20 protein-coding genes and 1 tRNA gene are annotated in these 21,709 nt (G+C 48.0%); 6 read left to right on the top strand and 15 right to left on the bottom strand.

Going from position 1 to position 21,709, the window contains the following annotated elements; all coding sequences use genetic code 11:
• The first annotated feature begins 144 nt into the window (after positions 1 to 144).
• The gene (locus HYW32_03215) at positions 145 to 498 is read left to right on the top strand and encodes a zinc-ribbon domain containing protein (protein MBI2590001.1); all 354 of its coding nucleotides are present in this window, start codon (positions 145 to 147) and stop codon (positions 496 to 498) included.
• A 53-nt stretch (positions 499 to 551) separates the two neighbouring features.
• Here HYW32_03215 and HYW32_03210 read toward each other — a convergent pair whose 3' ends face one another.
• Positions 552 to 728 carry a 50S ribosomal protein L28 gene (locus HYW32_03210; GenBank protein ID MBI2590000.1) on the bottom strand — a complete coding sequence of 59 codons (177 nt, stop codon included), beginning with the start codon at positions 726 to 728 and terminating at the stop codon, positions 552 to 554.
• A 126-nt stretch (positions 729 to 854) separates the two neighbouring features.
• Between HYW32_03210 and HYW32_03205 the strand changes: the two genes are divergently transcribed.
• The 3 genes from HYW32_03205 to HYW32_03195 all read left to right on the top strand — a co-directional run bounded on the left by HYW32_03205 (position 855) and on the right by HYW32_03195 (position 3,911).
• Complete coding sequence (locus tag HYW32_03205) at positions 855 to 1,466, top strand: site-2 protease family protein (protein MBI2589999.1); 612 nt, start codon at positions 855 to 857, stop codon at positions 1,464 to 1,466.
• 38 nt (positions 1,467 to 1,504) lie between these two features.
• Positions 1,505 to 1,582 (top strand) — tRNA-Pro (locus HYW32_03200).
• Between the two features lie 19 nt (positions 1,583 to 1,601).
• A complete protein-coding gene (locus HYW32_03195; protein MBI2589998.1) occupies positions 1,602 to 3,911 on the top strand; it encodes a hypothetical protein in 2,310 nt (769 codons plus the stop codon).
• A 65-nt stretch (positions 3,912 to 3,976) separates the two neighbouring features.
• On the opposite strand, the gene argS is transcribed toward HYW32_03195, so the two are convergent.
• Together argS and tyrS are read right to left on the bottom strand one after the other, a co-directional pair.
• Positions 3,977 to 5,665, bottom strand: coding sequence for an arginine--tRNA ligase (gene argS, locus HYW32_03190; GenBank protein MBI2589997.1), 1,689 nt, complete (start codon positions 5,663 to 5,665; stop codon positions 3,977 to 3,979).
• Positions 5,666 to 5,675: 10 nt separating this feature from the next.
• Positions 5,676 to 6,854, bottom strand: a complete 1,179-nt coding sequence (gene tyrS, locus HYW32_03185) for a tyrosine--tRNA ligase (GenBank protein MBI2589996.1) — start codon at positions 6,852 to 6,854, stop codon at positions 5,676 to 5,678.
• Between the two features lie 48 nt (positions 6,855 to 6,902).
• Between tyrS and HYW32_03180 the strand changes: the two genes are divergently transcribed.
• Positions 6,903 to 9,719: a PBP1A family penicillin-binding protein gene (locus HYW32_03180; GenBank protein MBI2589995.1), complete on the top strand. Its 2,817-nt coding sequence runs from the start codon at positions 6,903 to 6,905 to the stop codon at positions 9,717 to 9,719.
• A complete protein-coding gene (locus tag HYW32_03175) occupies positions 9,716 to 9,937 on the top strand; it encodes a hypothetical protein (GenBank protein MBI2589994.1) in 222 nt (73 codons plus the stop codon). The genes HYW32_03180 and HYW32_03175 overlap by 4 nt, the downstream gene beginning before the upstream one ends.
• Here the strand turns inward: HYW32_03175 and radA are convergent.
• Genes radA through murD form a run of 12 tightly spaced genes read right to left on the bottom strand, consistent with a single transcriptional unit; the run spans position 9,921 to position 21,695 of the window.
• On the bottom strand, positions 9,921 to 11,261 hold the full coding sequence (gene radA, locus HYW32_03170; protein MBI2589993.1) for a DNA repair protein RadA: 1,341 nt from the start codon (positions 11,259 to 11,261) through the stop codon (positions 9,921 to 9,923). The genes HYW32_03175 and radA overlap by 17 nt on opposite strands.
• A gap of 34 nt (positions 11,262 to 11,295) precedes the next feature.
• Positions 11,296 to 11,928: a superoxide dismutase gene (locus HYW32_03165; protein ID MBI2589992.1), complete on the bottom strand. Its 633-nt coding sequence runs from the start codon at positions 11,926 to 11,928 to the stop codon at positions 11,296 to 11,298.
• A gap of 13 nt (positions 11,929 to 11,941) precedes the next feature.
• Complete coding sequence (recJ, locus tag HYW32_03160; protein ID MBI2589991.1) at positions 11,942 to 13,681, bottom strand: single-stranded-DNA-specific exonuclease RecJ; 1,740 nt, start codon at positions 13,679 to 13,681, stop codon at positions 11,942 to 11,944.
• The gene (locus HYW32_03155) at positions 13,678 to 14,250 is read right to left on the bottom strand and encodes an NAD(P)H-dependent oxidoreductase (GenBank protein ID MBI2589990.1); all 573 of its coding nucleotides are present in this window, start codon (positions 14,248 to 14,250) and stop codon (positions 13,678 to 13,680) included. Before HYW32_03155 ends, recJ begins: the two co-directional genes overlap by 4 nt.
• Positions 14,247 to 14,933 carry a PH domain-containing protein gene (locus HYW32_03150; GenBank protein MBI2589989.1) on the bottom strand — a complete coding sequence of 229 codons (687 nt, stop codon included), beginning with the start codon at positions 14,931 to 14,933 and terminating at the stop codon, positions 14,247 to 14,249. The genes HYW32_03155 and HYW32_03150 overlap by 4 nt, the downstream gene beginning before the upstream one ends.
• Before the next feature lie 9 nt (positions 14,934 to 14,942).
• Positions 14,943 to 15,737, bottom strand: coding sequence for a hypothetical protein (locus tag HYW32_03145; protein ID MBI2589988.1), 795 nt, complete (start codon positions 15,735 to 15,737; stop codon positions 14,943 to 14,945).
• Entirely contained in the window at positions 15,715 to 16,698 is a 984-nt protein-coding gene (murB, locus tag HYW32_03140) for a UDP-N-acetylmuramate dehydrogenase (protein MBI2589987.1), read from the bottom strand. Before murB ends, HYW32_03145 begins: the two co-directional genes overlap by 23 nt.
• The gene (locus HYW32_03135) at positions 16,695 to 17,951 is read right to left on the bottom strand and encodes a hypothetical protein (protein ID MBI2589986.1); all 1,257 of its coding nucleotides are present in this window, start codon (positions 17,949 to 17,951) and stop codon (positions 16,695 to 16,697) included. Before HYW32_03135 ends, murB begins: the two co-directional genes overlap by 4 nt.
• Positions 17,948 to 19,024, bottom strand: a complete 1,077-nt coding sequence (gene murG / locus HYW32_03130) for an undecaprenyldiphospho-muramoylpentapeptide beta-N-acetylglucosaminyltransferase (protein ID MBI2589985.1) — start codon at positions 19,022 to 19,024, stop codon at positions 17,948 to 17,950. Before murG ends, HYW32_03135 begins: the two co-directional genes overlap by 4 nt.
• Entirely contained in the window at positions 19,024 to 19,164 is a 141-nt protein-coding gene (locus HYW32_03125; GenBank protein MBI2589984.1) for a hypothetical protein, read from the bottom strand. Before HYW32_03125 ends, murG begins: the two co-directional genes overlap by 1 nt.
• 21 nt (positions 19,165 to 19,185) lie before the next feature.
• Complete coding sequence (ftsW, locus tag HYW32_03120; GenBank protein ID MBI2589983.1) at positions 19,186 to 20,322, bottom strand: putative lipid II flippase FtsW; 1,137 nt, start codon at positions 20,320 to 20,322, stop codon at positions 19,186 to 19,188.
• The gene (gene murD / locus HYW32_03115) at positions 20,319 to 21,695 is read right to left on the bottom strand and encodes a UDP-N-acetylmuramoyl-L-alanine--D-glutamate ligase (protein ID MBI2589982.1); all 1,377 of its coding nucleotides are present in this window, start codon (positions 21,693 to 21,695) and stop codon (positions 20,319 to 20,321) included. The genes ftsW and murD overlap by 4 nt, the downstream gene beginning before the upstream one ends.
• Between the last annotated feature and the right edge of the window lie 14 nt (positions 21,696 to 21,709).

Below are 21,709 nucleotides of genomic sequence, written 5' to 3'. Positions count from 1 at the left end.
AATGTTCGTAGCGTATCAGGCAAGAAATTGACAATCAAGACGTTGACATTTTAGGGCATTCGCGCCTATACTGCGAATAAGTTCTTGCGCGGTCGCAAGACGCTTGAGTGGTCGAACAAGTTTTATGGATAAAAAAGGGTTCCAGTGGAATATCAAGATCAAACTCTCACCTGTCGAGACTGTGGGAACACGTTTACCTGGACAGCAGGTGAGCAAGATTTCTACGCGACTAAAGGTTTGAGCGCCCCAACTCGCTGTAAAGAGTGCCGCGCCAAAAAGCGCGCGGAGCGCGATTCACAGCGTGGTGGCGGAGGTCAGATGTATGACATCGTCTGCGCCCAGTGCGGTAAACCAGGACAAGTGCCATTCCCGCCCAAGCGGGATGATGTCCTCTGCGGCGAATGCTTCAATGCCCGTCGCAATCAAGGGGCTGGCTCCGATTCGGGGTCAGATGCAGGTGCATCAGATGCAAGCACGGATATGCCTAAAGCTGCGTAGTTTTAACTACTCAAGCGTTACACAAAACCCCGCATAGAAGCGGGGTTTTGTAGTTACACCGTGTTAGCGTTAGTTTTGCGTTTCAGAGTCCGCAGACACCGAGTGCAAATTTTCCCATTTTTATAGGATTGAAGATTTGGTCGGATTGAGCGATGTGATTGACGCATAGAGTGCGATCGATCCCGACCAGCGACTGGCTTCTTACCACACACTTGGCAAACCCAAGCCACTGGCGCGTAGAGGTGAGTAACATGCATACAGTATCCTTTCAAGAAAACGTGAGTTAAGTTATCATAATTTAGGTTTCTATGCAACTTATGATGGTGTTATTTCTACTATCTTAACCCTCTCAAATTATGCTTCTTCTCAACGCTCTCACTGACCCACTCGGTTTTGTCGCTTTTTGTCTTGCCCTGCTTTCAGGGATTACCGTTCACGAATGCGCTCACGCCTATGTTGCTGATCGATTAGGTGACCCAACTGCCCGCAATCAAGGTCGAGTCACTCTCAATCCTCTCGCCCACCTCGATCCGCTCGGCACGGTTTTCTTATTCTTTTTCGGATTTGGTTGGGGCAAGCCGGTGCCAGTCAACCCACAATACTTTACCCGCCCAGCGTTGGATGAATTCTTGGTGGCCATCGCTGGTCCAGCCAGCAATCTTCTCCTCGCCAGCCTAATCGCACTTGTATACCGAAGCGGCGTTATACCAATATCTGACCTCGCTACGGTCGGCATCTTAATGATTCAACTTAATCTCTTTTTAATGCTCTTTAATCTGTTGCCCGTACCGCCGCTGGATGGCTCAAAGTTCTTGCGAGCTTTCTTGGGTGAACCAATATATCGAATGCTCGAAACATCATCTTTTTTGCTTATCATCCTTCTTCTAATTGCCTTGAGAACGACGACGCTCGGAGATTTACTCGTTTCAGCTGTCACTCGACTTACCCAGTTTCTCATAGGAGGCTGATCCTCCTTTTGTTATACTTGTTTTCCTGGGCACCAAACCGGGGTGTAGCATAGTTGGCCAAATGCGCCAGGCTGGGGGTCTGGAGACCGGCGGTTCAAATCCGCCCACCCCGACCAAGTTAGACATTGAGGCAACATGGAATCAGAGTCACAAGCGAATATAAAAACGAATGATGCGTTTCGATACGTACGCATTACAAATAGCGCTAAACTCTCGGATCGATATGTAACTACCCAGGTCAAGGAATCTCACGATCCAGAGGCAAACGCCGCTGGTCGAATTTTTACCTTAGTCGAGATTGAGAGCCCATGGTTCCCAAACTCTCAAATTGGCCAAACTCTCATCAACACTGCGTCGAGAGAGTATTTTCGCGGCGCTGATCGCGATCCACTTGTGAATTTTGAAACGGCGCTTAAAAAAATCAATGAAACTCTCGGACACTTGGCACAGACAGGTCAAACAGATTGGCTTGGTCACCTCAATGCCGTGTTAATTTTGGTTATCCAAGATGAGATTCATATTACAACCTGTGGCACGATCCACGGCTGGTTGATTCGCGAAGGCAAGGCCTCGAATGTTTTTGACTCATCGAGCCCAGTGAATACACCAAACAAGACTTTTTCGACGGTGCTTTCGGGTAAACTCGAATCCGGCGATCGTTTTCTTTTCGGGAGTATCGGCCTTTTAACTGTTAGCTCTGTGCCGGAACTCAAGGCAAATGTCTTTTCAGTACCCGATCTAGGCACAGCGGCTCACCATTTGACAAACATTCTAAAAACCAAAAAGGGGCGTTGGGTGAATGCTTTGCTTCTGGAATCTCCCAGTCTCGCATCCCAAGCCAATCAAACTTTAACTCGATCCCCCGAAGTGTTTTATCTCGACAGCAACGGCGTAAGCGACTGGCGTCTGACTGGTCTGGCAGGGCTGAAACGTTTGCACGAAATTGCTTTAACCGCAGGTGGATGGCTGAAAGTTTGGGATCGAAGATTAGACACCGCCTTTCGAATTCATGCGCTTCCGCGAAGCAAGCAAACGCTGGCACAATTTAAGAACTGGTCACGAACTCACCATCAGGAATTTCGTGAAAAGACCCTGCCTGCTCTTCGCGATCAAATTGAAAAATTAAAAAATCGGCGCCCAGCGGCGCCACCAGACGTCTTGTCAAAAACTCACCCCTCAAGCGATCTACCCACTCCGCCGACAAAAACAGAAAGCCTGATTGGCAAGTCGGTGTTCGCGATTCATGATTACACGGCCCCATCTTCAGACAACTTGGGAACCGTGGGCGCAGTGCACGTCTACGATCAAGTCCCACAAACTCATCCGACCGCCAAATTTCCTCTGCCAACTTTATTAAAAGTCAATTTTGCCTCGCGCTCGGCGGGTTTTATTGTCCTCGCCGCGATCTTAATAGTTTTGCTTGGAATAAACTTGCGCGCGCTCGCGACTCGTCGCGGCGAGGAGCAAAAACGGGTTGAGGCAACTGCTCAACTGCAGAACCTAGAAGATAAGTTAGAGGAAGGAAAGCTTGCCAAAATTTTCAATCAGACTGAAAAAGCCCAGACACTGTTTGCTGAAGTTATCACCGGCGTTGCAACGCTTGAAAATTCCCCGGTAACTGAAATCGCTACACAGGTTCGCGACGAAGCGCAAACCGCCCTGGACGAGTTAACTAAAACCACGCGCCTTAAAAACTTAGCAAGTTTGGCAGAATTTGAGCAGGGATCATCTTTAACGCGTTGGGATAATAAACTGACGATAGTCGAGAATAGCAAACTCATAACCTTGCCCGAGAATGGAGGCGAGCAAGTATCTGTCGTCTCGCCCGCCAATGAAAAAATCACTGCTATTGGCGTCTACGATGAAAAAATTGGCGCGCTTGTCAGCACCGACAAACCCGCGCTTTATGAATTAACCGACGCTAGCGGCCCACTTAATGCCCTAAATCCTCAAGGCGCAAATACAAAGCTGGGCCAAAGTCTCGCCGCATTCTTCAATAATCTCTATCTTCTAGCGCCCTCTGAAAACCAGATCTGGAAATTTCCATCTGTGGATGGCGCCCTTCAGGCGCCCGAAGCATTTATCACCGACGGCACGCAAATTAGCGATGGCATCGACTTAGCAATTGATGGCAACGTCTATGTGCTTTCAAAACTTGGAGAGGTAATTAAACTCAATCGCGGAAAAAGAGTTGAATTTCGTATCCATGACATTCCAGCGCCAGCCTCGAACTTCACCTCGCCCAAACAAATTCTAACGACTCGCGAGGGTGGCAAAATTTACGTTGTCGATGGCGAACGAATTGTGGTTCTCGGCTCTGACGGACGATTCCAAAATCAGTATGTTTTGGATGGGGTCCAAGCTCTCGATCAAATCGCAGTTGACGAAGATGGTAAAGTCTTCTGGGTATTGGCGGAAAATAAACTCTATAAGGCTGGGTTCTAAATAGAACGATTCTCGACTTTGCTATCACTTCATTCGAGCAAGAATAAGACTTTCTCAACGATCTTTTACATCCTTTCAAGCGCTTCGATACCCAGAAGATTAAGGCCAATCTTAAGAATTTTTTGTGTTGCCCGAACGTAGGCTAAGCGCACTGTCTTATCACTGGCGCTCGCCTGCAAAACTGGGAAGCGTTCATAAAAGGCATGAAAATCCGCCGCGACTTCACCTAGATATTGAGCAAGGGTATGCGGCGTGGACTGCTCGGCAACTTGCTCAATAATCAATGGGAATCTAGCCAAGGTGCGAATATAAGGCATAAGTTCAACCGGAACGACGCCTACTTCTTGCTCGATGTCGCTCTCCTTAGCTAAAATCTGGACGGCGCGCGTGTAGGAATATTGAAGATACGGCGCCGAGTTGCCTTTGAGTGAGAGCATGCGTTCCCAATTGAAAAGGATATCGTGGCGACAATTATGCATGAGATCAAAATACTTAAGGGCGCCAATTCCAACTGCTTCGCTAATGCGCTCGTCCCCTGGTTGCCCTTCGACTCGCGCTTCTATCACCGCCTGCGCCCGTTTCACCGCCTCATTCAAAACATCTTCGAGTAAAATGACGCGACCCTGACGCGTGCTTAGCTTGCCTTCGGGTAGACGAACAAGGCCAAATTTAACATGTTTAAGGATAGTTTTATTCGTTCTCACACCTAGAAGATCAAGTGAAGTCGCCGCCTCAAAAATCTGCTGAAAGTGAAGTGACTGCTCGCTTCCGACCACATAGAGAACTTGCGCTGGACGATATGTCTTTAAGCGATAAAGAAGCGCGCCCAGATCACGGGCGCCGTAGGTAGTGGAACCATCAGTTTTTTCAAAAATCAAAGGCGGACAAGCATCTCCAACTTGAATAATTTGAGCGCCCTCGCTTGTTTCTAAAATCCCCATCTCTTGAGCTTGTTTTCTTACTTGCTTAACTTCGAGATCATATTCACTCTCACCTTTAATCGCCTCGTCAGAAAATTCCACCCCCAAACGCCGATAAACACTCTGAAGTTCCTGCTTAGAGAGATCCACCAATTGCCGCCAAAGCGCGACCAATTCACTCGCCTGTCCTTGCGCACGCCGTTCATGTTCCAATTGAAAAAACATCGCCCGGGCCCCGTCAGCAAGCGCCCGATCCTGGTCGGCGTCAGTATGAAATTGCACATAAAGATTAAGTAAATCTTTAACTGTCAACTCTGGCCGTGGAGTGAGATCGCCAAACTGGCGTTTATAAGCCACAAGGAGTTTGCCAAATTGCGTGCCCCAATCGCCAAGATGATTTACTCCAATTACTTGATAACCAAGAAACTGGTAAATGCGCTTGAGCGCATCCCCAATCACAGTCGAACGTAAATGGCCAATACTCATCGGTTTGGCGGCGTTCGGGCTTGAATAATCAATGACGATTGTTTCGGTGCGAGATTCTGGCTGATATTTACTTGTCGACAGTTCAGCCAAGATTTGCCTCGCGAAACTTGAAGTTGGCGCAAGATTGACATAACCGCCGACGACTTTCGCTTGCACTCCAGAGAGAGAGTTCAGTCTAGAGACGATCGTCTTGGCAACTTCGGCGACTGACTGATTGCGCTTTTGAGCCAAGTGGAAAATTGGCACCGAAAACCATGCCGATTGATTGCTTGGAATCTCGAATGTGATCTGGCATTCACCACTGAGCAATGAACGAACTCGATGGATAAGATTTTCAAAGTGGGTCATGATCTCGCAACTATAATTTTATGCGGACAAAGTGTCGTTTGCCAACCTGAATCAACATGCCGTCATGCGGCGTGATCAGCGCGTGCAGATCGGCAATAACAGCGCCATCGACTTTGACACCACCCTGTTCAATGAGGCGACCTGCTTCGGTTTTAGATGTCGCTAAGTCAAGGTCAACCAAGTAAAAGGCAAGCTTTTCATTCCCGGTTACCGATGGTGTCCGATTTTCAATCTCGCCTGGCAATTCTTTTGCTTGAAATTGCTGATCAAAGGCTTTTTGAGCCATCAAAGCTCTGTCGGCGCCATGATAAAAAGCTACAACTTCGTAGGCCATTTTTGCTTTCGCTTCGCGCGGATTCGCATCGATTAGTGTTCGCACTTTGGATGCATTTGGATCAATGCCAACTGCAAGCATAAAATATTCTGGGAGAAGTTCATCGCGAACCGACATCAGTTTGCCATACATCTCATTTGGCGCATCTGTAAGCGCGATGAAGTTATTAAACGATTTACCCATCTTGTGCCCGTCTGTGCCACGCAAAAGTTGGGTCGTGATGACAAACTTTTCTCCTTTACCTAATTTTTTCGCCAAATCCCGGCCAGCTAGCATGTTAAAGGTTTGATCGGTGCCACCGACTTGCGCATCGGCCTCCAAGGCGATGAAATCATAAGCTTGAAGCACAGGATAAATAAATTCGGTTAAAGAGACTGGCTGGCCCTTTTTCTGACGCTCCTGAAATAAATCTCTTTCCCAAAGTTGAGCCGCGGTAAAGTTTAGGCCAAGACGCAGGAATTCTCTAAGCGCGCCGCTTGAACGGGGGTTCAAATACCACTCGCTATTGGAACGAAACTCTGTTTTCTTAGGGTCAAGAATTTTTAGAACTTGCTCGCGATAGGTCAAAAGATTAGTCGCAATCGCTTGTTCGTCAAGTGTCGGTCGACTCTGGTCGCGACCAGACGGGTCTCCGATGAGAGTTGTAAAATCACCAAACAAGACTACGACCCGATGACCTTGCTCTTGCAGTTCGCGTAAAATTTTAAGCGGCACAGTGTGCCCAAGATGGAGAAAAGGCGCAGTCGGATCGGCGCCAAAGTAGATCCTTAACGAACGCGCCTTCAACGTACGAACGAGCCTATCTTTGCTTGGATAAATCTTATCGGCGGCAAGACGCCAGTAAGGAGTCGTCATGATGAGTAGTATAAGAAGAATGTGGTAGAATAACAATGAGTTAAATCTATGCCTGTTTTTCATAATCCTCTCAACATTCGTCCTCGCCAAATCAAGAAAGGCGTCCAAAAAGCTTTCAAGAAGCGGGGCTGGAACAAGCGTTTTTTTTGGCGGGCGCTGAAGGCGTTGGTCGTAGTCAGTTTGTTCGCCACGGCCGCGATCTTTGCTTGGTACTCTAAAGATTTGCCGACACCAGGCAAAATTCGTAAGTATGAAGCCGCTCAATCCACTAAAATTTACGACCGCGACGGCGAGCTTTTGTACGAACTCCACGGTGATCAAAACCGCACTATTTTAACTGATAAGGATATCCCCTCTTCAATCAAACAAGCCACGATTACAGCTGAAGATCGAAAATTCTACGAACACTTTGGCCTCGATTTTAAAGGTTTGGCGCGCGCCGTTTTCTTAGACGTTTTCACCGGCGCTCGAGTGGGCGGTTCAACGATCACCCAACAGTATGTTAAAAACGCGCTCTTAACCAACAAAAAGACTCTCGACCGCAAGATTAAAGAAGTAATCTTAACGCTCGAGATTGAAGCGATGTTTTCCAAAGACGAGATTCTGACTTTTTATCTCAACGAAATTCCTTATGGCTCGAACAGCTATGGTGTTCAGGCTGCCTCGCGCGCTTTCTTTGGCAAAGACGCTAAAGATCTTGAACTTCATGAGGCGGCAACGCTGGCGGCTATTCCTCAAGCACCAACCTATTATTCACCTTATGGCACGCATACTGATGATCTCAAAATCCGACGCGATTGGATTTTGAATTCCATGGTTGAGTTGGGCTACGCCACAAAAGATGAGACTGAAATCGCTTTGGCGAAACCGATTTCAGTTTTGCCGCGCCGAGATTCGATTGAGGCGCCGCACTTTGTCTTCTATGTCCGCGAACAGCTCGTGGAAGAATTTGGTGAACAGATGGTGGAAGAAGGCGGTCTGCGTGTAACAACGACGCTCGATCTCGACTTTCAGCGAGACGCTCAAACGGCAATCTCAAAAGGCATTGAAAATGTTCGTCGACAGGGCGGAAATAACGCCGCACTGGTCTCGGTTAAACCTGAAACTGGTGAAATTCTAGCGATGGTCGGATCGGCAAACTATTTCGACACTGAACACGACGGCAATGTGAACGTAACCCTTGCCGCCCGTCAGCCAGGTTCAAGTTTCAAACCGATCGTCTACGCGACAGGTTTCAAGGAAAAATACAATCCCGCCTCTGTACTCTGGGATGTAAAAACTGACTTTGGCAACTACGAGCCAAATAACTACAATGGATCGTTCAGCGGGCCAGTCACAGTTCGGCACGCGTTGGCAAATTCACTTAATATCCCGGCCGTAAAAATGCTATGGCTGGTGGGTCTCGATGAGACCTTGAAGACGGCCCACGATCTGGGTATTACAACTTTGAATCAACCTGAACGCTACGGCTTATCATTGGTTTTAGGCGGCGGCGAGGTGCGCCCGCTTGATATGGCCACGGCGTTTGCCGTTTTCGCTAACGGCGGCACCTACCGCCCACCGGTTTCAATTCTTAAAGTGGAAGACGCAAATGGCCGGACTTTAAAAGAACACCGGCCTGGGAAGGGCGAAAAAGAAGTCCTGGACCCAAACGTTGCCTATCAGATTACCAACATTCTTTCCGACAACAACGCTCGGACTCCAATTTTTGGCCCGCGCTCGGCGCTCTATTTCCCAAATCGCGCGGTCGCGGCCAAAACCGGGACGACCCAGGAATTCCGCGACGGCTGGACCGTTGGCTACACACCCGGGCTTTCAACCGCGGTCTGGGTTGGTAACAACGATAATTCACCGATGCGTCAGGGCGCTGATGGCTCTGTCGTGGCGGCGCCAATCTTTCGCAATTATTTAAGTGCCGCTCTTGACCCAACTGACAATCGCACCTTCACGAAGCCGGAAACACTTAAAACGCTCTCTGTGGATAAATTTTCAAACAAATTGCCAACCGATAGCTCTGGCGAATTAGTGAGCGATCTCTTTGCCCCGTGGCAAATTCCGAAAGAGAAAGACGACATTCACGTTAAAGTTCAAATCAACAAATTGACCGGTAAACTCGCCACATCCTTAACGCCTCAAAGTCTGGTTGAGGAAAAAACTTATACCGTTCTGCATTCTGAAAAACCAGGCGACCCGCGTTGGGAGAATCCGGTACTTGCCTGGGCACAAGCAAATGGAATCGAGCTTGGCAGTCCGCCGACTGAGACTGACACTGATTATACCGAGGACACTATCCCGATCGTTAATATTCTCGAGCCAACCAATGGCGCGGTAGTTTCGGGAACAGTGACCATTACCGCGGAAGCGAGTGCAACCTTCGGAGTCCGATCAGTTGACTTGGCGATAGATGGTCAAGGTCGAGGCTTTGATGCTGTGTCGCCTTATCAATTTACAGTGCAAGCATCTGATCTAGGGGAAGGTGATCATACGCTGACCGTCACAACTTACGATCAAAATGGCGCCTCAACTAGCCAAACCTTAACTGTAACTGTTCGATCAGATGCTACTCCACCTGAATCGGTAAGCAATGTCGACGCCACTGGTCTCAATGCTGCAGTTCAACTAACATGGACGAATCCGACTGACCTAGATCTGGAACGAGTCCGCATTTATCTTTCAACTAAGCCAAGCGAAATTGGCTCGCTCTATCCAACTGAAGTCCTAGTAAACCCAAACACAATCAGCACCTATACCGTTACCGGCCTGACGAATGCGGTCAAGTATTACTTCACACTTATCAGCGTTGATTCGTCCGGCAACCAAGCAACTGGCGTTCGATATCAAGATTCAGCTACACCCTCGTTATGAAATGGCCACTCTCATTCTGGTTATTAATTGGATTTCTTGCTCTCGGCATTTTAATCACGATCGTGGTTTCAATACCCAAAGCAGAGCCGCCTAATAATGTAGGCGGGGCGACAAGTATCACACCAATCGGCGAACCGCCGCTTTCAACCACCGATATTCAGCCCCCAACAGATGCCGATGCTTGTTGGCCACCCGACGATTCTATCCCCTGCCCTTGATTTTTTGCCAGCCAGGCAAAACTTGATTCAAAATATCAACCAAACGCTTACCGGTCAGCGGGTGAAAGCCAAGCCGTTCCATCTCTTTTTTGCGCCGCAGAGCAAAAGTTACTGGGCGAATCTCGCCACTTAAACCAATTTCACCATAAACAGCGAGATGTGGATCAAGCGGTAGATTAGTAACGGCGGAAGCCACGGCCATTGCGATTGCCAAATCAACGGCGGGCTCGGTCACACGAAAGCCACCGACAAGATTAACAAAGATATCATATTCAGCTAAACACAGACCGACACGGGTTTCGAGGACGGCAAGAATGAGCTCGAGTCGATTAGTCTCAACACCCAGCGCCCGACGCTTAGGATAACCAAATGTCGTTTTTGTCGCCAACGATTGCACCTCAACTAAAAAGGGTCGCGTGCCTTCAATAATTGGCGCAACTACTGACCCAGATGTATTCTCGGCGCGATCGGCTAAAAAACGTGCCGATGGGTTCTCAACTGCCTCGAGTCCGGACTCTTTCATCTGAAAAACACCGATCTCATCGGTTGGGCCGTAGCGATTTTTAACGCCGCGCAACATGCGTAAAGCATGTGTCCTTTCCCCTTCTAAATAGAGTACGACATCGACTAAATGTTCAAGCGCGCGCGGCCCCGCCAGGGTACCCTCTTTGGTAACATGACTCGTTAGAATAAGTGGGATGTTAAGGAGTTTAATTTCAGCGACTAACTTGAGAGCACATTCTCGAACTTGAACCAAACTCCCCGGCGTGGAAGGAAATTGAGGATCATAGACGGTTTGAATTGAATCGATCATCACGAGCCCCGGCCGAGGCGTTTGGCGCATAATTTCGATTATTTGATCAACGTTCGTGAGTGATATAGCTACGAGTTGGGACGCGAGAGCTTGAAGGCGCCGAGCGCGATCACTCACTTGAAAAACCGATTCTTCGCCCGAAATATACCGCACCTCGCCCTGAACTGCGACGCATTTTGCGATCTCAAGAAGCAGTGTCGACTTGCCAACCCCAGGCTCACCCGCCAAAAGAATGGCGCTCCCCGGCATTAGTCCACCACCCAACACACGGTCAACTTCTTGCAAGGATCTCCTTCGTTCCGGAGCCGCCTTAAGTTTAGCGTTCGCAAGCGGAGTCAAGTCGATTGACCCAAGATTATGCTCAACGTGATGAACTTGTGATCGGCTCAATAAGCCACGCATTACTCGCACACTATTCCAAGTGCCGCAAGCGCCGCAACGCCCGACCCACTGCGCAGTTTCACTCCCGCATTCGGTGCAAACAAAAACGCTTGTCGCTGTTTTTGCCATTCGATGTGTTCCCCAATAATTTTATGATGCAATGTTACTTCTGGGCTAATTTCAGAAACTCGACCGCCTTAGGCCAGTTAACTGCTTGCCACCAGGCTTCGATATAGTCAGCCCGACGATTTTGATATTTTAAGTAATAGGCATGCTCCCAAACATCCAAACCGAGAATCGGTGTCTTGCCCTCCATCCAGGGATTATCCTGATTTGGCGTCGATGCGATCTCGAGATCGCCCAAACTGTTAACCATGAGCCATGTCCAACCTGAACCAAAACGATTGAGCGCCGCTTCTGTGAATTGTGCTTGAAATTTTTCAAGACTATCAAAATTTTCTTCTAAGACTTTGGCAAGCATCTGTTTGGCTTGTTTTTCTGCCATCTCGTCGCGGTCACGAAGTGGGCACATTATCTCCCAAAAAAATGAGTGATTGGCATGACCGCCGCCATGATTGCGAACAAGCATTCGTATTTCTTCAGGAATCGATTCGAGCTGACTCATCAGCGCATTAATGTTGTATTCACCAAGATCAGCCTGGCTTTTGAGAACAGTATTGAGTTTATCGATATAGGCTTGATGATGCTTTTTATGATGAATTTCCATGGTCTGGGCGTCGATCACCGGCTCAAGCGCGTCGTAGGCGTACCCTAATTGAGGTAATGTATAAGACATTATGTTGCCTTTCTTAACTTTTGTTTATCGTATCAAAAAGCAAGTTATCGCTCGATTTCTGTTCTATCTCCCACGCTTGAGCCAGTTTAATATCGTCGGCCTTAATTTGAATTCGGTCAAGACCATTCCACTCGTTGAACTCGAGCGACCCAACGATATAAATACGGTCGTGAGATGTATAGCTCCTCGCTTTTTCACCCAATCGAAAACCAATCGCCTCAAGCTGATTTGGTGCGCCCTCATTGAAACTGAACTTAACATGCTGACTTTCGGCGCCAACAGCTTTCACTGACGCAATCGTGAGCGGTCCGATGATAAAGCGCGGTTTTGGATTACTCGGCCCATGAGGCGCGAAACGCATGAGGTTCGTCACCAGCTCATTGGTGATTTCATCAGGTTTGATTTCAGCGTCAGTTTTGAGCGTCGGCAAAAGTTGGTCGGACGTGAGATGTATCCGCGCATGTTCAATAAATCGAGCCTTGAATTTGTTGACATTTTTAATCGGCAGATGAAATCCAGCCGCCTTTTCGTGTCCGCCATAACTCGTTAAAAATCGGCTTTGAGCATGAATGGCTCCGAATAAATTGAAACCGTCGATACTCCGTCCTGAACCCTTCGCTTCTTTCCCATAGGCGCCAAGCAGGATAATTGGGCGATGGAACTGTTCGACTAGGCGCGAGGCGGCTAGTCCAATTAGACCTATCGACCAATGTTCATTTAAAAGTACGATTGCCGCCTGATCGTAGTATTTGTTCTGTAAGATTTCTTGACGCGCTGAATTGACCATCGCTTCCAACTGCTCCTGTCGAGTGCGATTTTGGAGCTCAATCCGAGCGGCAATCTCCTGGGCTTGAAGAGAATCTTCTGTTAATAAAAGTTCGAGCGCGAGAGCCGCATGATCGATCCGCCCCGGCGCGTTCAGGCGAGGGCCGATCTGAAAACCAATCACTCTCTCTGTGAGACGGGTGGAATCAATTCCACCCGTCTTGTAAAGTGCCCGCAAACCCTCATTGCGAGTTTGCGCCAGAACTTTCATACCAAAGTGAACAATCATCCGATTTTCATCGACGATTGGAACAATATCGCAAACGGTGCTAATAGCTGGGAGCTCGAACCACCACTTAAGTTGTGCAAGGGAAGGAATTCCGGTTGTGCGTTGAAGCGCTTGAGTCAGCTTCCAAGCAACACCGCCGCCCGCCAAATTGGCAAAAGGGTAGCGCGAACCCGGCAGAGCGGGATGCAAAAGAGCGATCGCCTTGTCAGGGAGCTGTTGAGCCTCGATGTGGTGGTGGTCGGTCACAATCACATCGAGACCTAATTCGGTCGCAAATTTGACTTCATGCCTATTCGTAATTCCAAGATCAACTGTGATCACTAGGGCAACCTTTTGATCTTTTAGATGCCGTAAAGCGGCTTCATTTAAGCCATAGCCCTCCCTCTCACGATTGGGAATGTAGGGAATAACGGTTGCCTGATGAGACCGCAAAATTTTAACCAGCAGGGCAGTCCCCGGAATGCCGTCGGCGTCGTAATCGCCAAAGACTGCGATTACTTCTTTTACTGAAAGCGCTTGCTGAATTCGCAAGATTGCCTTGTCCATGCCAGTTAAGAGAAACGGATCATGGCTGTCTCGTTCAAAATCCGGATTAAAGAATTTTTCTTCATCGGTAATCGAACGATTCGCCAGAAGTTGACGAACGAGATCAGCGTGAACGCGATCGGGCGCTAACCAGTGACGTTCCAGTGAGCTCATAGTGCTTCTATCTTTGATGCGTGTTTTTGAATAGGCGCCAAAGTTTGAGCGAGGAGGATAAGATCTTGGAAAAATCGATTTATTCTCGGCAAGTAGTTTGGATTGACCAATTGCCCTTCTGGATCAATGATTTTCTCTGCTTGAGGAAAATAGAGCGCGGTGCGAAGCGGCTTGAGGCCAAGTGTTTGCGTGTAGTTGATCAAATTTTCAACCAAGCGCGCGCCTCCCCAAGGTCCATCTGAAACCCCAACGAGCCCGACAGCTTTGTCGCGATATTCTGCCAGATTGGTATCCATAATCATTTTAAGACTTCCAGGATAGCTGTGATTATATTCAGGCGCCACGATAATTAACCCGTGCATCTGCCACATTTGGCGAGAAAATTTAGGCATGCGGGCGCTCGGACCTTCATTTTTGAAATCAAAATCCAAAGCACGAATGTCAATGAGTTCAGTTTGAATATTTGAGAGTTTTGTCAACTCGGTATAAATAAGCCTCGCCACTCGCTCTGAAAGACGTCCGGGACGAATCGTCCCCAAGATGACTGGAATATATAAGCTAGAACTCATTCCGCAATTCGCTTTTGAGCGGCTCTCAATCGATCTGATTCATCGATCCCATCGCTGTGTAAATCTTCGATTGATGGATGTTCTGGAGATGCTATCATCTCTTCTCTAGTTGCCATTGCTGTCGCGTGCTTGAACTTGCGGTACAGATCACGCGTGATCTTCTTGCCACGGTGCGAGGCCTGGGCAAGTTGACGCAAGAGTTCCTTACGTTCACTCGGCCGATCGATATTGACCAATTTAATTTCGACCATCGGGCCACCAGCGGTATTGATGAGCAATGTCCCGGTGCCGATCAAGCGATTAAACAAATCCTGGCGCAAAGTGATATCGGTAATGCCTTTATATTCAGCGCTGGTTGTATCTTTAGCAAAGAGTCCGATCGACTGAATAACGCGTTCAGTGGTTAAAAAATACTGGTAAGCTAACTGGAAGTAAAGTCCGAGTGCAATAAGATAGAGTCCAAGGACAATCGGCACTAAAAAAAGCAAGGTTGCAATTAAAGGCGCAAGCGGGCCAAAGGTTTGAACAGCGGTCGCAATCGACTCTTCCAAAACCGTACCAATCACAAGACTCAAAACAATAATCGCGAAGCCGATCAAAATGATCAGAATCGTATACTTTTTTGAGACACCAAATGATTCGACAACTTCTTCTTCAATCCGCAGCGTTTCCGGCAAATGCATCTTGTCCTCCTATTTATAATAAGCGCGACCCACGATGCGTAAATCAACGTACTCTTTAATTGCATCGTGAAAGTTTTCAAAGATTTTTTTAAGTGATTCGAGTTGAGGCTCAAGATCACGCGTGGTATCAAAATACGCTTTCCAGCCGGCATTTGTAACAACAACGAGTTCAAAAGTGGTTTGCCCAACTTCCAATCGATCAATTATCAACGGGAATTGGACTGGAAAAGTGCGACTCAATTCAGCTGCCATCGTAATAAATTGGCGGCGGACTAACTGTTTACCCAAAACAATCGGCTGACGAAAATTATCGACAACTGTAATAAGCGATTTGCCTTGTTCGTCAACTGCGACACCAACGCCTGCTTGAAAAGCAATCCCCTGTTCATCTAAAAGATAGGTGGTATCACCGGATCGCCAAGCGAGGATCGGCGTTCGAACGGCAATTTCAATTCGCAAGGTCCGAGGTAGCCCTTTGTAAACCTGAACCTCGCGAATTGATGATTGCGCCTCTTTGAGCCGTCGCTCCATGCCGCCAGATGAATAAGTTAAAAGATTTTTACCATACAGATTGGTGATTTCGGTTTGGACTTCTGGCGTAACAGTCCCGACGATATCGATTTGCTGAATCATAAATAATTTTGAGAAGAGAATAAGCCAAATTAAACCACTGAAAAGAATCAACCCGACTGACATGCCGATTAATTTTGGGTCAAGCCGAATCTTAACCGGCTGGACATAGGTCGGTGTAGCGCGATAAATTTTAGGATGACGATAACGCTCACGCCAATTCGGCTGGGGCATCGTGACTCCCCTCTTTAGCTGTCAGGCTCCAGTCGCCAAGATATTCAATCTCTTCCTGAAGTGCGATAGCGTGCTGGGTTTGGACAAGTGCTCGCATTCTATCGAAGAGTGTTCTAATTTGAAACGCGGTTGCTGTACCATCGTGAACAACAAAGTTGGCGTGTTTCTTTGAAACATGCGCCCCGCCATTCTTAAGTTGTTTAGCACCTGCGGTATCCAAAAGGAAACCGGCTGTTTTTTCTTTTACTTTTGGATCGGGATTTCGAAAAACAGAGCCGCAACACGGTTCGCCAATCGGCTGATGCTCAAGTCGCCAACTATTGAATTCACGAATGCGTTTCAGAATCACTTCAGGTTTAGCCTGTGTCAACTGAAATTGAGCCGATAAAATTACAGGGCCAGATTTTACGCCCCGAGCGCGAGCGGATTTCAACGCCGTGTCTCGATATTCAGGTTTAAGCCAGCTCTTATCATACTGCTCAATCTCACCTGCTTCAGTGAGAACAGTCAGGGTAGCTAAATAATCGCTAATAGATGTCTGATGCGCGCCAGCATTGCCATAGAGAGCGCCGCCGACTGTACCTGGAATGCCGTAAAGCGGTTCGAGCCCAGCTAAGCCGTGTTGAGCTGCGAGCATAATAAAACGCGCGAGACTTAAACCTGAATCGACAATCGCTCGCCCTTCATCGACGATAAAACCAGTATTATTGGTGAGGTTGCGAATTACGAGACCGCGAATCCCCTGGTCGGAAATGACAACGTTGCTTGCGCCGCCGAGAATTGTCCATTGAAGATTAAATTTGCGCGCCAGGCGAAGAGCTTGGATCAGGTCGTCCGTTGTGCGTGCTGTATATAAATAATCAGCCGAACCGCCAACTTTCATATAGGAAAAAAGTGCAAGCGACTCATTAACTTTGAGATCATTTAATTCCTGCTGAAGTTTAGAATAAAGCTGGTTCATTTATCTTTCCCCAACCAATCTCGACCGACTCTCGTAATATCGGTCGCGCCCAAAGTTAAAAACACATCGCCTCTATCCACAAGGGTGGGCAACACGCGTTTGAGATCTTGCAAAGAACCAAGATAGCGCGCTTCTGTGCCAGCGGCACTAATAGCCGCGGCAAGGTCTTGCGTCTCCACACAAACATTTTCATCACGACCGGGAACTGTATAGATATCGATAAGGTAAACGACCGTTGCATTACTAAAAGCCTTGGTAAAACTATTAAACAAAGCTTTGACTCGACTATGCTGATGGGCTTGAAAAGCAACAACCAAACGTCTGTTGGGAAATGCTTGTTTCAGGGCAGATAAACTTACATGAATTTCTGTTGGATGATGACCATAATCATCATAAAAGAGCACACCCGCTTTTTCACCCAGATACTCTAATCGTCGCCCTGTTCCAGTGAAACCCGCCAAAGATCGTTTGGCTACGCCTAGATCGAGACCAAGTGCATCAGCAACAGCGAGCGCGGCCGTGGCATTTAAGCGCTGGTGTTCGCCTAAAACTTTAAGTTTTGGCAAAAGTGCGGGCACATACTCATCGCTTGCCCCTCCATAATGAATAATTCTAACCGGAAGATTCGTCAAAATTTCGTCGACCGTGGATTCAGTATGAGCAATAATTGTGCCATCAACCTTGACCTTCTGCAAAAAATTCGCGAACGCGGATTGAATATCGGCGAGGTCTCGATAAACGTCCAAATGTTCAACCTCAAGATTGGTCACGACGGCGATGTCAGGCGTAAGGGTCAAAAATTTACGATCGTAATCGTCCGCCTCAAGCACCCAAAACTTTGGATTGCCAAGTCGATAGTTTCTTCCTTTCCAAGCAGGAATGGGTGCGCCAATTAGGACAGTCGGATTTAGACCCAAGTCTACACAGATTTTAGCAACCATCGCTGTTGTGCTTGACTTGCCGTGTGTGCCCGTGATGGCAATTAGTTTGGCGTCCCGTGTAAGTTCTCCAAGAAGCTCATCGGCGCGCAAGATTTCAAGCCCTTGTGCTCGCGCCACTGCAAGTTCAACCCAACCCGGAGATGACTCGCGAATGGCGGGTGTGTAAATAACCCGCTCGGCGCCAGTCACATTAGTTGCGCTGTGGCCGGTAGTTGCAAGATCGGAGCCGGTTACTGTATGGCCAAAACCACGCAAAATTTCAGCCAACCCGCTCATGGCCGAACCGTTAATGCCGATTAAATGATATCTCATGCTCGGTCCTCGATCGAGTTTAAAATTAAAGTCGCCACATCTTGGGCGGCATTTGGTCTAGCAAATTCTCGAATCCGTTCACCCATCTTCTGTCGACGCATCGAATCTCGAAAAAGGGTAGTAATTTCTTTCAGAAGTTGAGCGGGCTGAAGCTGACGCTCATTCAGCATAACCGCCGCCCCGCGACTTAGTAAAATTTCCGCATTCACGCGCTGATGATTGTTGGCTGAATTAGGAATTGGAATTAAGATTGTCGGCTTGCCGAGAGCGGCCAATTCGAAGATTGTGCCACCAGCGCGCGAGATAACTAAATCCGCCTGCGCTAAAAGATCAACGATTTTCTCGGCGTAAGCAACCGGCTCGTAAACATCTGTGCGAGTAAATTGACGGAAATTTGAAAACTCTTGGGGCCCCGTAATATGAATCACTCGATAGCGCTCGAGCAGTTTGGGCAAAATCACTTGAATGAAATAATTAATTGCATGTGCGCCTTGCGAACCACCAACTATGACAAGGCAGGGACGATCATCGACACGCTCGATCTTTTTTTGAGAAAAAAATTCTCGTCGGACTGGATTACCGGTATAAACGATGCGCGTATTTTTACCAGCTTCGATAAGTGATGGCCGTGGAAAACTAATTGCAACCGCTTGCGCAAAAGGCGCCACTAAGCGATTTGAAAGTCCCATGATCGAATCCGTCTCATGTAAAATTATCGGAATACGCAAGAAGCGAGCGGCTAAGGCAACTGGCACGCACACATAACCGCCTTTACAAAATACCGCTTGCGCTTTTAACATCCTTAAAAGCCCAAAGGCTTCGACTGTGCCTTTGAAAATTCGAAAGGGTAGAAGAAAGGTGCGCCAATCCCAATAACGCCGAAGTTTTTCGGCCGGAATGCCATAAAATGGCACCTGCTCTGCTCGCACCAACTGACTCTCGGGGCCAGTCTGATTTCCGATATAAGCAAAATCTAGCAGTGGGTCTAAGTTTCTCAACGCCTGTATCACTTCTAAAACCGGGTAAACGTGTCCGGCGGTTCCCCCGCCGGCAAGGACGATCATGCGCTTCATTAGATGTGTTCCCCAATAATTTCATGCTCGAAATTGGTTTGAATTTGAGCGAAACGAATGAAAGCCGAGAGAGACGTAACGAGAGTTACACTGACCGAGGCAAGCGTTTGGTTTAGCCAAATTCGAGACGATTTAGACATAAAGGTTATTGAGGAACACATCTAATGCATTCCTTTCGGGATCAAAACTGCTTGTCGAGAGATATTAAGTAGAATCCCAACTCCAAAAAGCAAGGAGATTAACGAGGAACCGCCATAGCTGATAAATGGCAAGGTGACACCCGTCAGCGGCATTAGACCTAACATGGCTCCGATATTGATAAATGTCTGAATGGCAATCAAGCTTGTTATCCCTACGGCAACGTAACGACCAAAAGGATCCTGAACCACCCGGGCGATTTGATAACCCCGCAACATTACGAAAATAAGCAAAGCAACGATTAACATTGCCCGCAAAAAACCAAGTTCTTCAATCGTAATTGCAAAAATTGAATCAGTGTGCGGTTCGGGTAAGTAGAGAAATTTCTGCTTACTCTGGCCGAAACCCACGCCAAACATGCCGCCGGCGCCGATCGCAAGGAGAGCCTGGTTGATGTGATAAGCGGCGCCGAGAGTTTCTTCAGAGGGATTCAAAAACACCAAAAACCGCTGAAGCCGATATGGCGCCGAAAGAATCAAGAGCCCAAACAAACTACCGCCTAAAATTCCTGCGTAGAACAAATGCATCCAAGGCGCACCGGCAATAAAATACATCGTCGTTACCGTAAATAGAATCACCATCGCGGTCCCAGCATCGGGTTGAGCGAAAATAAGCAAAGTAATCACCCCGAGGACGGTGATAAATGGCACAAGGCCTCGCGTTAAACTCGATAAATGACTGCCTTTTGCCGCGAGCCAAGCGGCAAAGTAAAGAATTGCAAAGATCTTGACAAGTTCCGAAGGCTGGAATTGGATCGGCCCAAGTTCGATCCAGCGCTGGGCGCCTTGAGCAGTTTGCGCCAACCCAGGAATATGGGTGGCAAGCAATAACAGAATTATGACGCCAAGAAGAGCCGGCGCTAAACGTTGCCATAGACGATAGTCAACCAGTACACCGACAATCAGAGCGACTAGACCAATTCCAAAATGTAGGAGTTGTTTGCTTGAATAGGCATAATTCGAGCCGAAGTATTCTGATGAAAGCACGACTGAAGCTGATGAAATCATGATCAAACCGACGCCGACGAGCATGAGCACGCTCAAAAGCAACCAAGAATCAACCTTGTCGCGATTCGAACCACGGAAACGCGACAAGCTCATATTTGACCTCTGACCAAGGATTTAAAAATCTCACCGCGCTGACTGGCATTCTTAAATTGGTCAAACGACGCCGAAGCTGGCGAAAGCAGAACGACATCACCAAATTTTGCTTGAGACCGCGCTTGTCGCAAAGCCGCCTCAAGGGTTATGGCATCAAAAATCCGGGCTTTGTCGTAGCCAGCCTCCAGGGCCGCATCAGCGATCTTTGGCCCGGTCTCGCCGATGCTTAAAAGTTGCTTAACTTGGCTATGCGCGATTGCCTCACCCAATTCATGCCACTCGGCGCCTTTATTCGAACCGCCGACGATGAGATGGATCGGCGCTTGAAAACTATTGAGCGCGACAATGGTCGCTTCAGGAATGGTGGCGTAAGAATCGTTGTACCAACGTACGCCTTGATCCTCGGCAACAAGTTCGAGACGATGCGACAAACCTGGAAAGGAACGCAAGGCGCTCGCGATTTTATCTTGAGAGTAACCAAGAGCCAACACTGTTGTAAGCGCCGCGACTACGTTTAGACGATTATGTTCTCCAATAAGAGACACATCTTCACTGTGCGCCACAACTTGCGGAATTTCCTGACCAAGCTGACGCCAATAAATTGTCTCTTTCGAATAGAAGGCGCCGACATCGACGCTTTTGCGGATCGAGTAGTAATAAGCGCGCGCGCGCGTTGCGGCGCCGAACGCGAGCGCGGTTGCGTTATCTAAATTTAGTACCACGAGGTCGTCCGATTTTTGGTATTTAACAATATTCTGCTTCGCGCCAACATACTCTTCACGTGTTGAATGGTGATCCAGATGATCCGACGATACCGCCAAAACCACGGCAACGCTTGGACTATGCTTTAAATCGATTAATTGAAAGCTGGAAAGCTCTAACACGACTCGATCTTGAGCTGTCAGCGCATCTAAAAATTCAAAAGGATCTTGACCGATATTTCCTGCCAAGTGAAGGGCGCCCGATTTTTTCTCCTGGGCAAGCAAGTGCGCTATAAGAGAGCTTGTTGTCCCCTTGCCCTTTGTTCCTGTGACACCGATCACTTGAGCCGGGCAAAACTCTAGAAAAAGGTCGGTTTGCGAGCTGATTTCAACGCCGCGTTTAAGCGCCGCTTGAAACTCCGGGCGATGGCGTGGAATGCCAGGTGAACGAAAGGCAACGTCAGCTTCGACTTTTTTGAAAGCGCCGGGGCCAGCAACTACTCGAATCGAAGTCAGACCAAGGCGTTTAAGTGCATCTGTAACGGCCGGATTTTCGTCATAAACTGTTAATTTAGAAACGCCATGACGAACTAACCAACGAGCCAATTCGCGGTTATTCACGCCAAAACCTAAAATACCGATTCGACTCTGTCGCAATCTATCGGGAAACATGTAACTATTATACG

Source organism: Candidatus Berkelbacteria bacterium (genome assembly GCA_016187225.1).
GTDB lineage: Bacteria > Patescibacteriota > UBA1384 > JACPKC01 > JACPKC01 > JACPKC01.
This window is presented reverse-complemented; position numbering and strand designations above follow the sequence as displayed.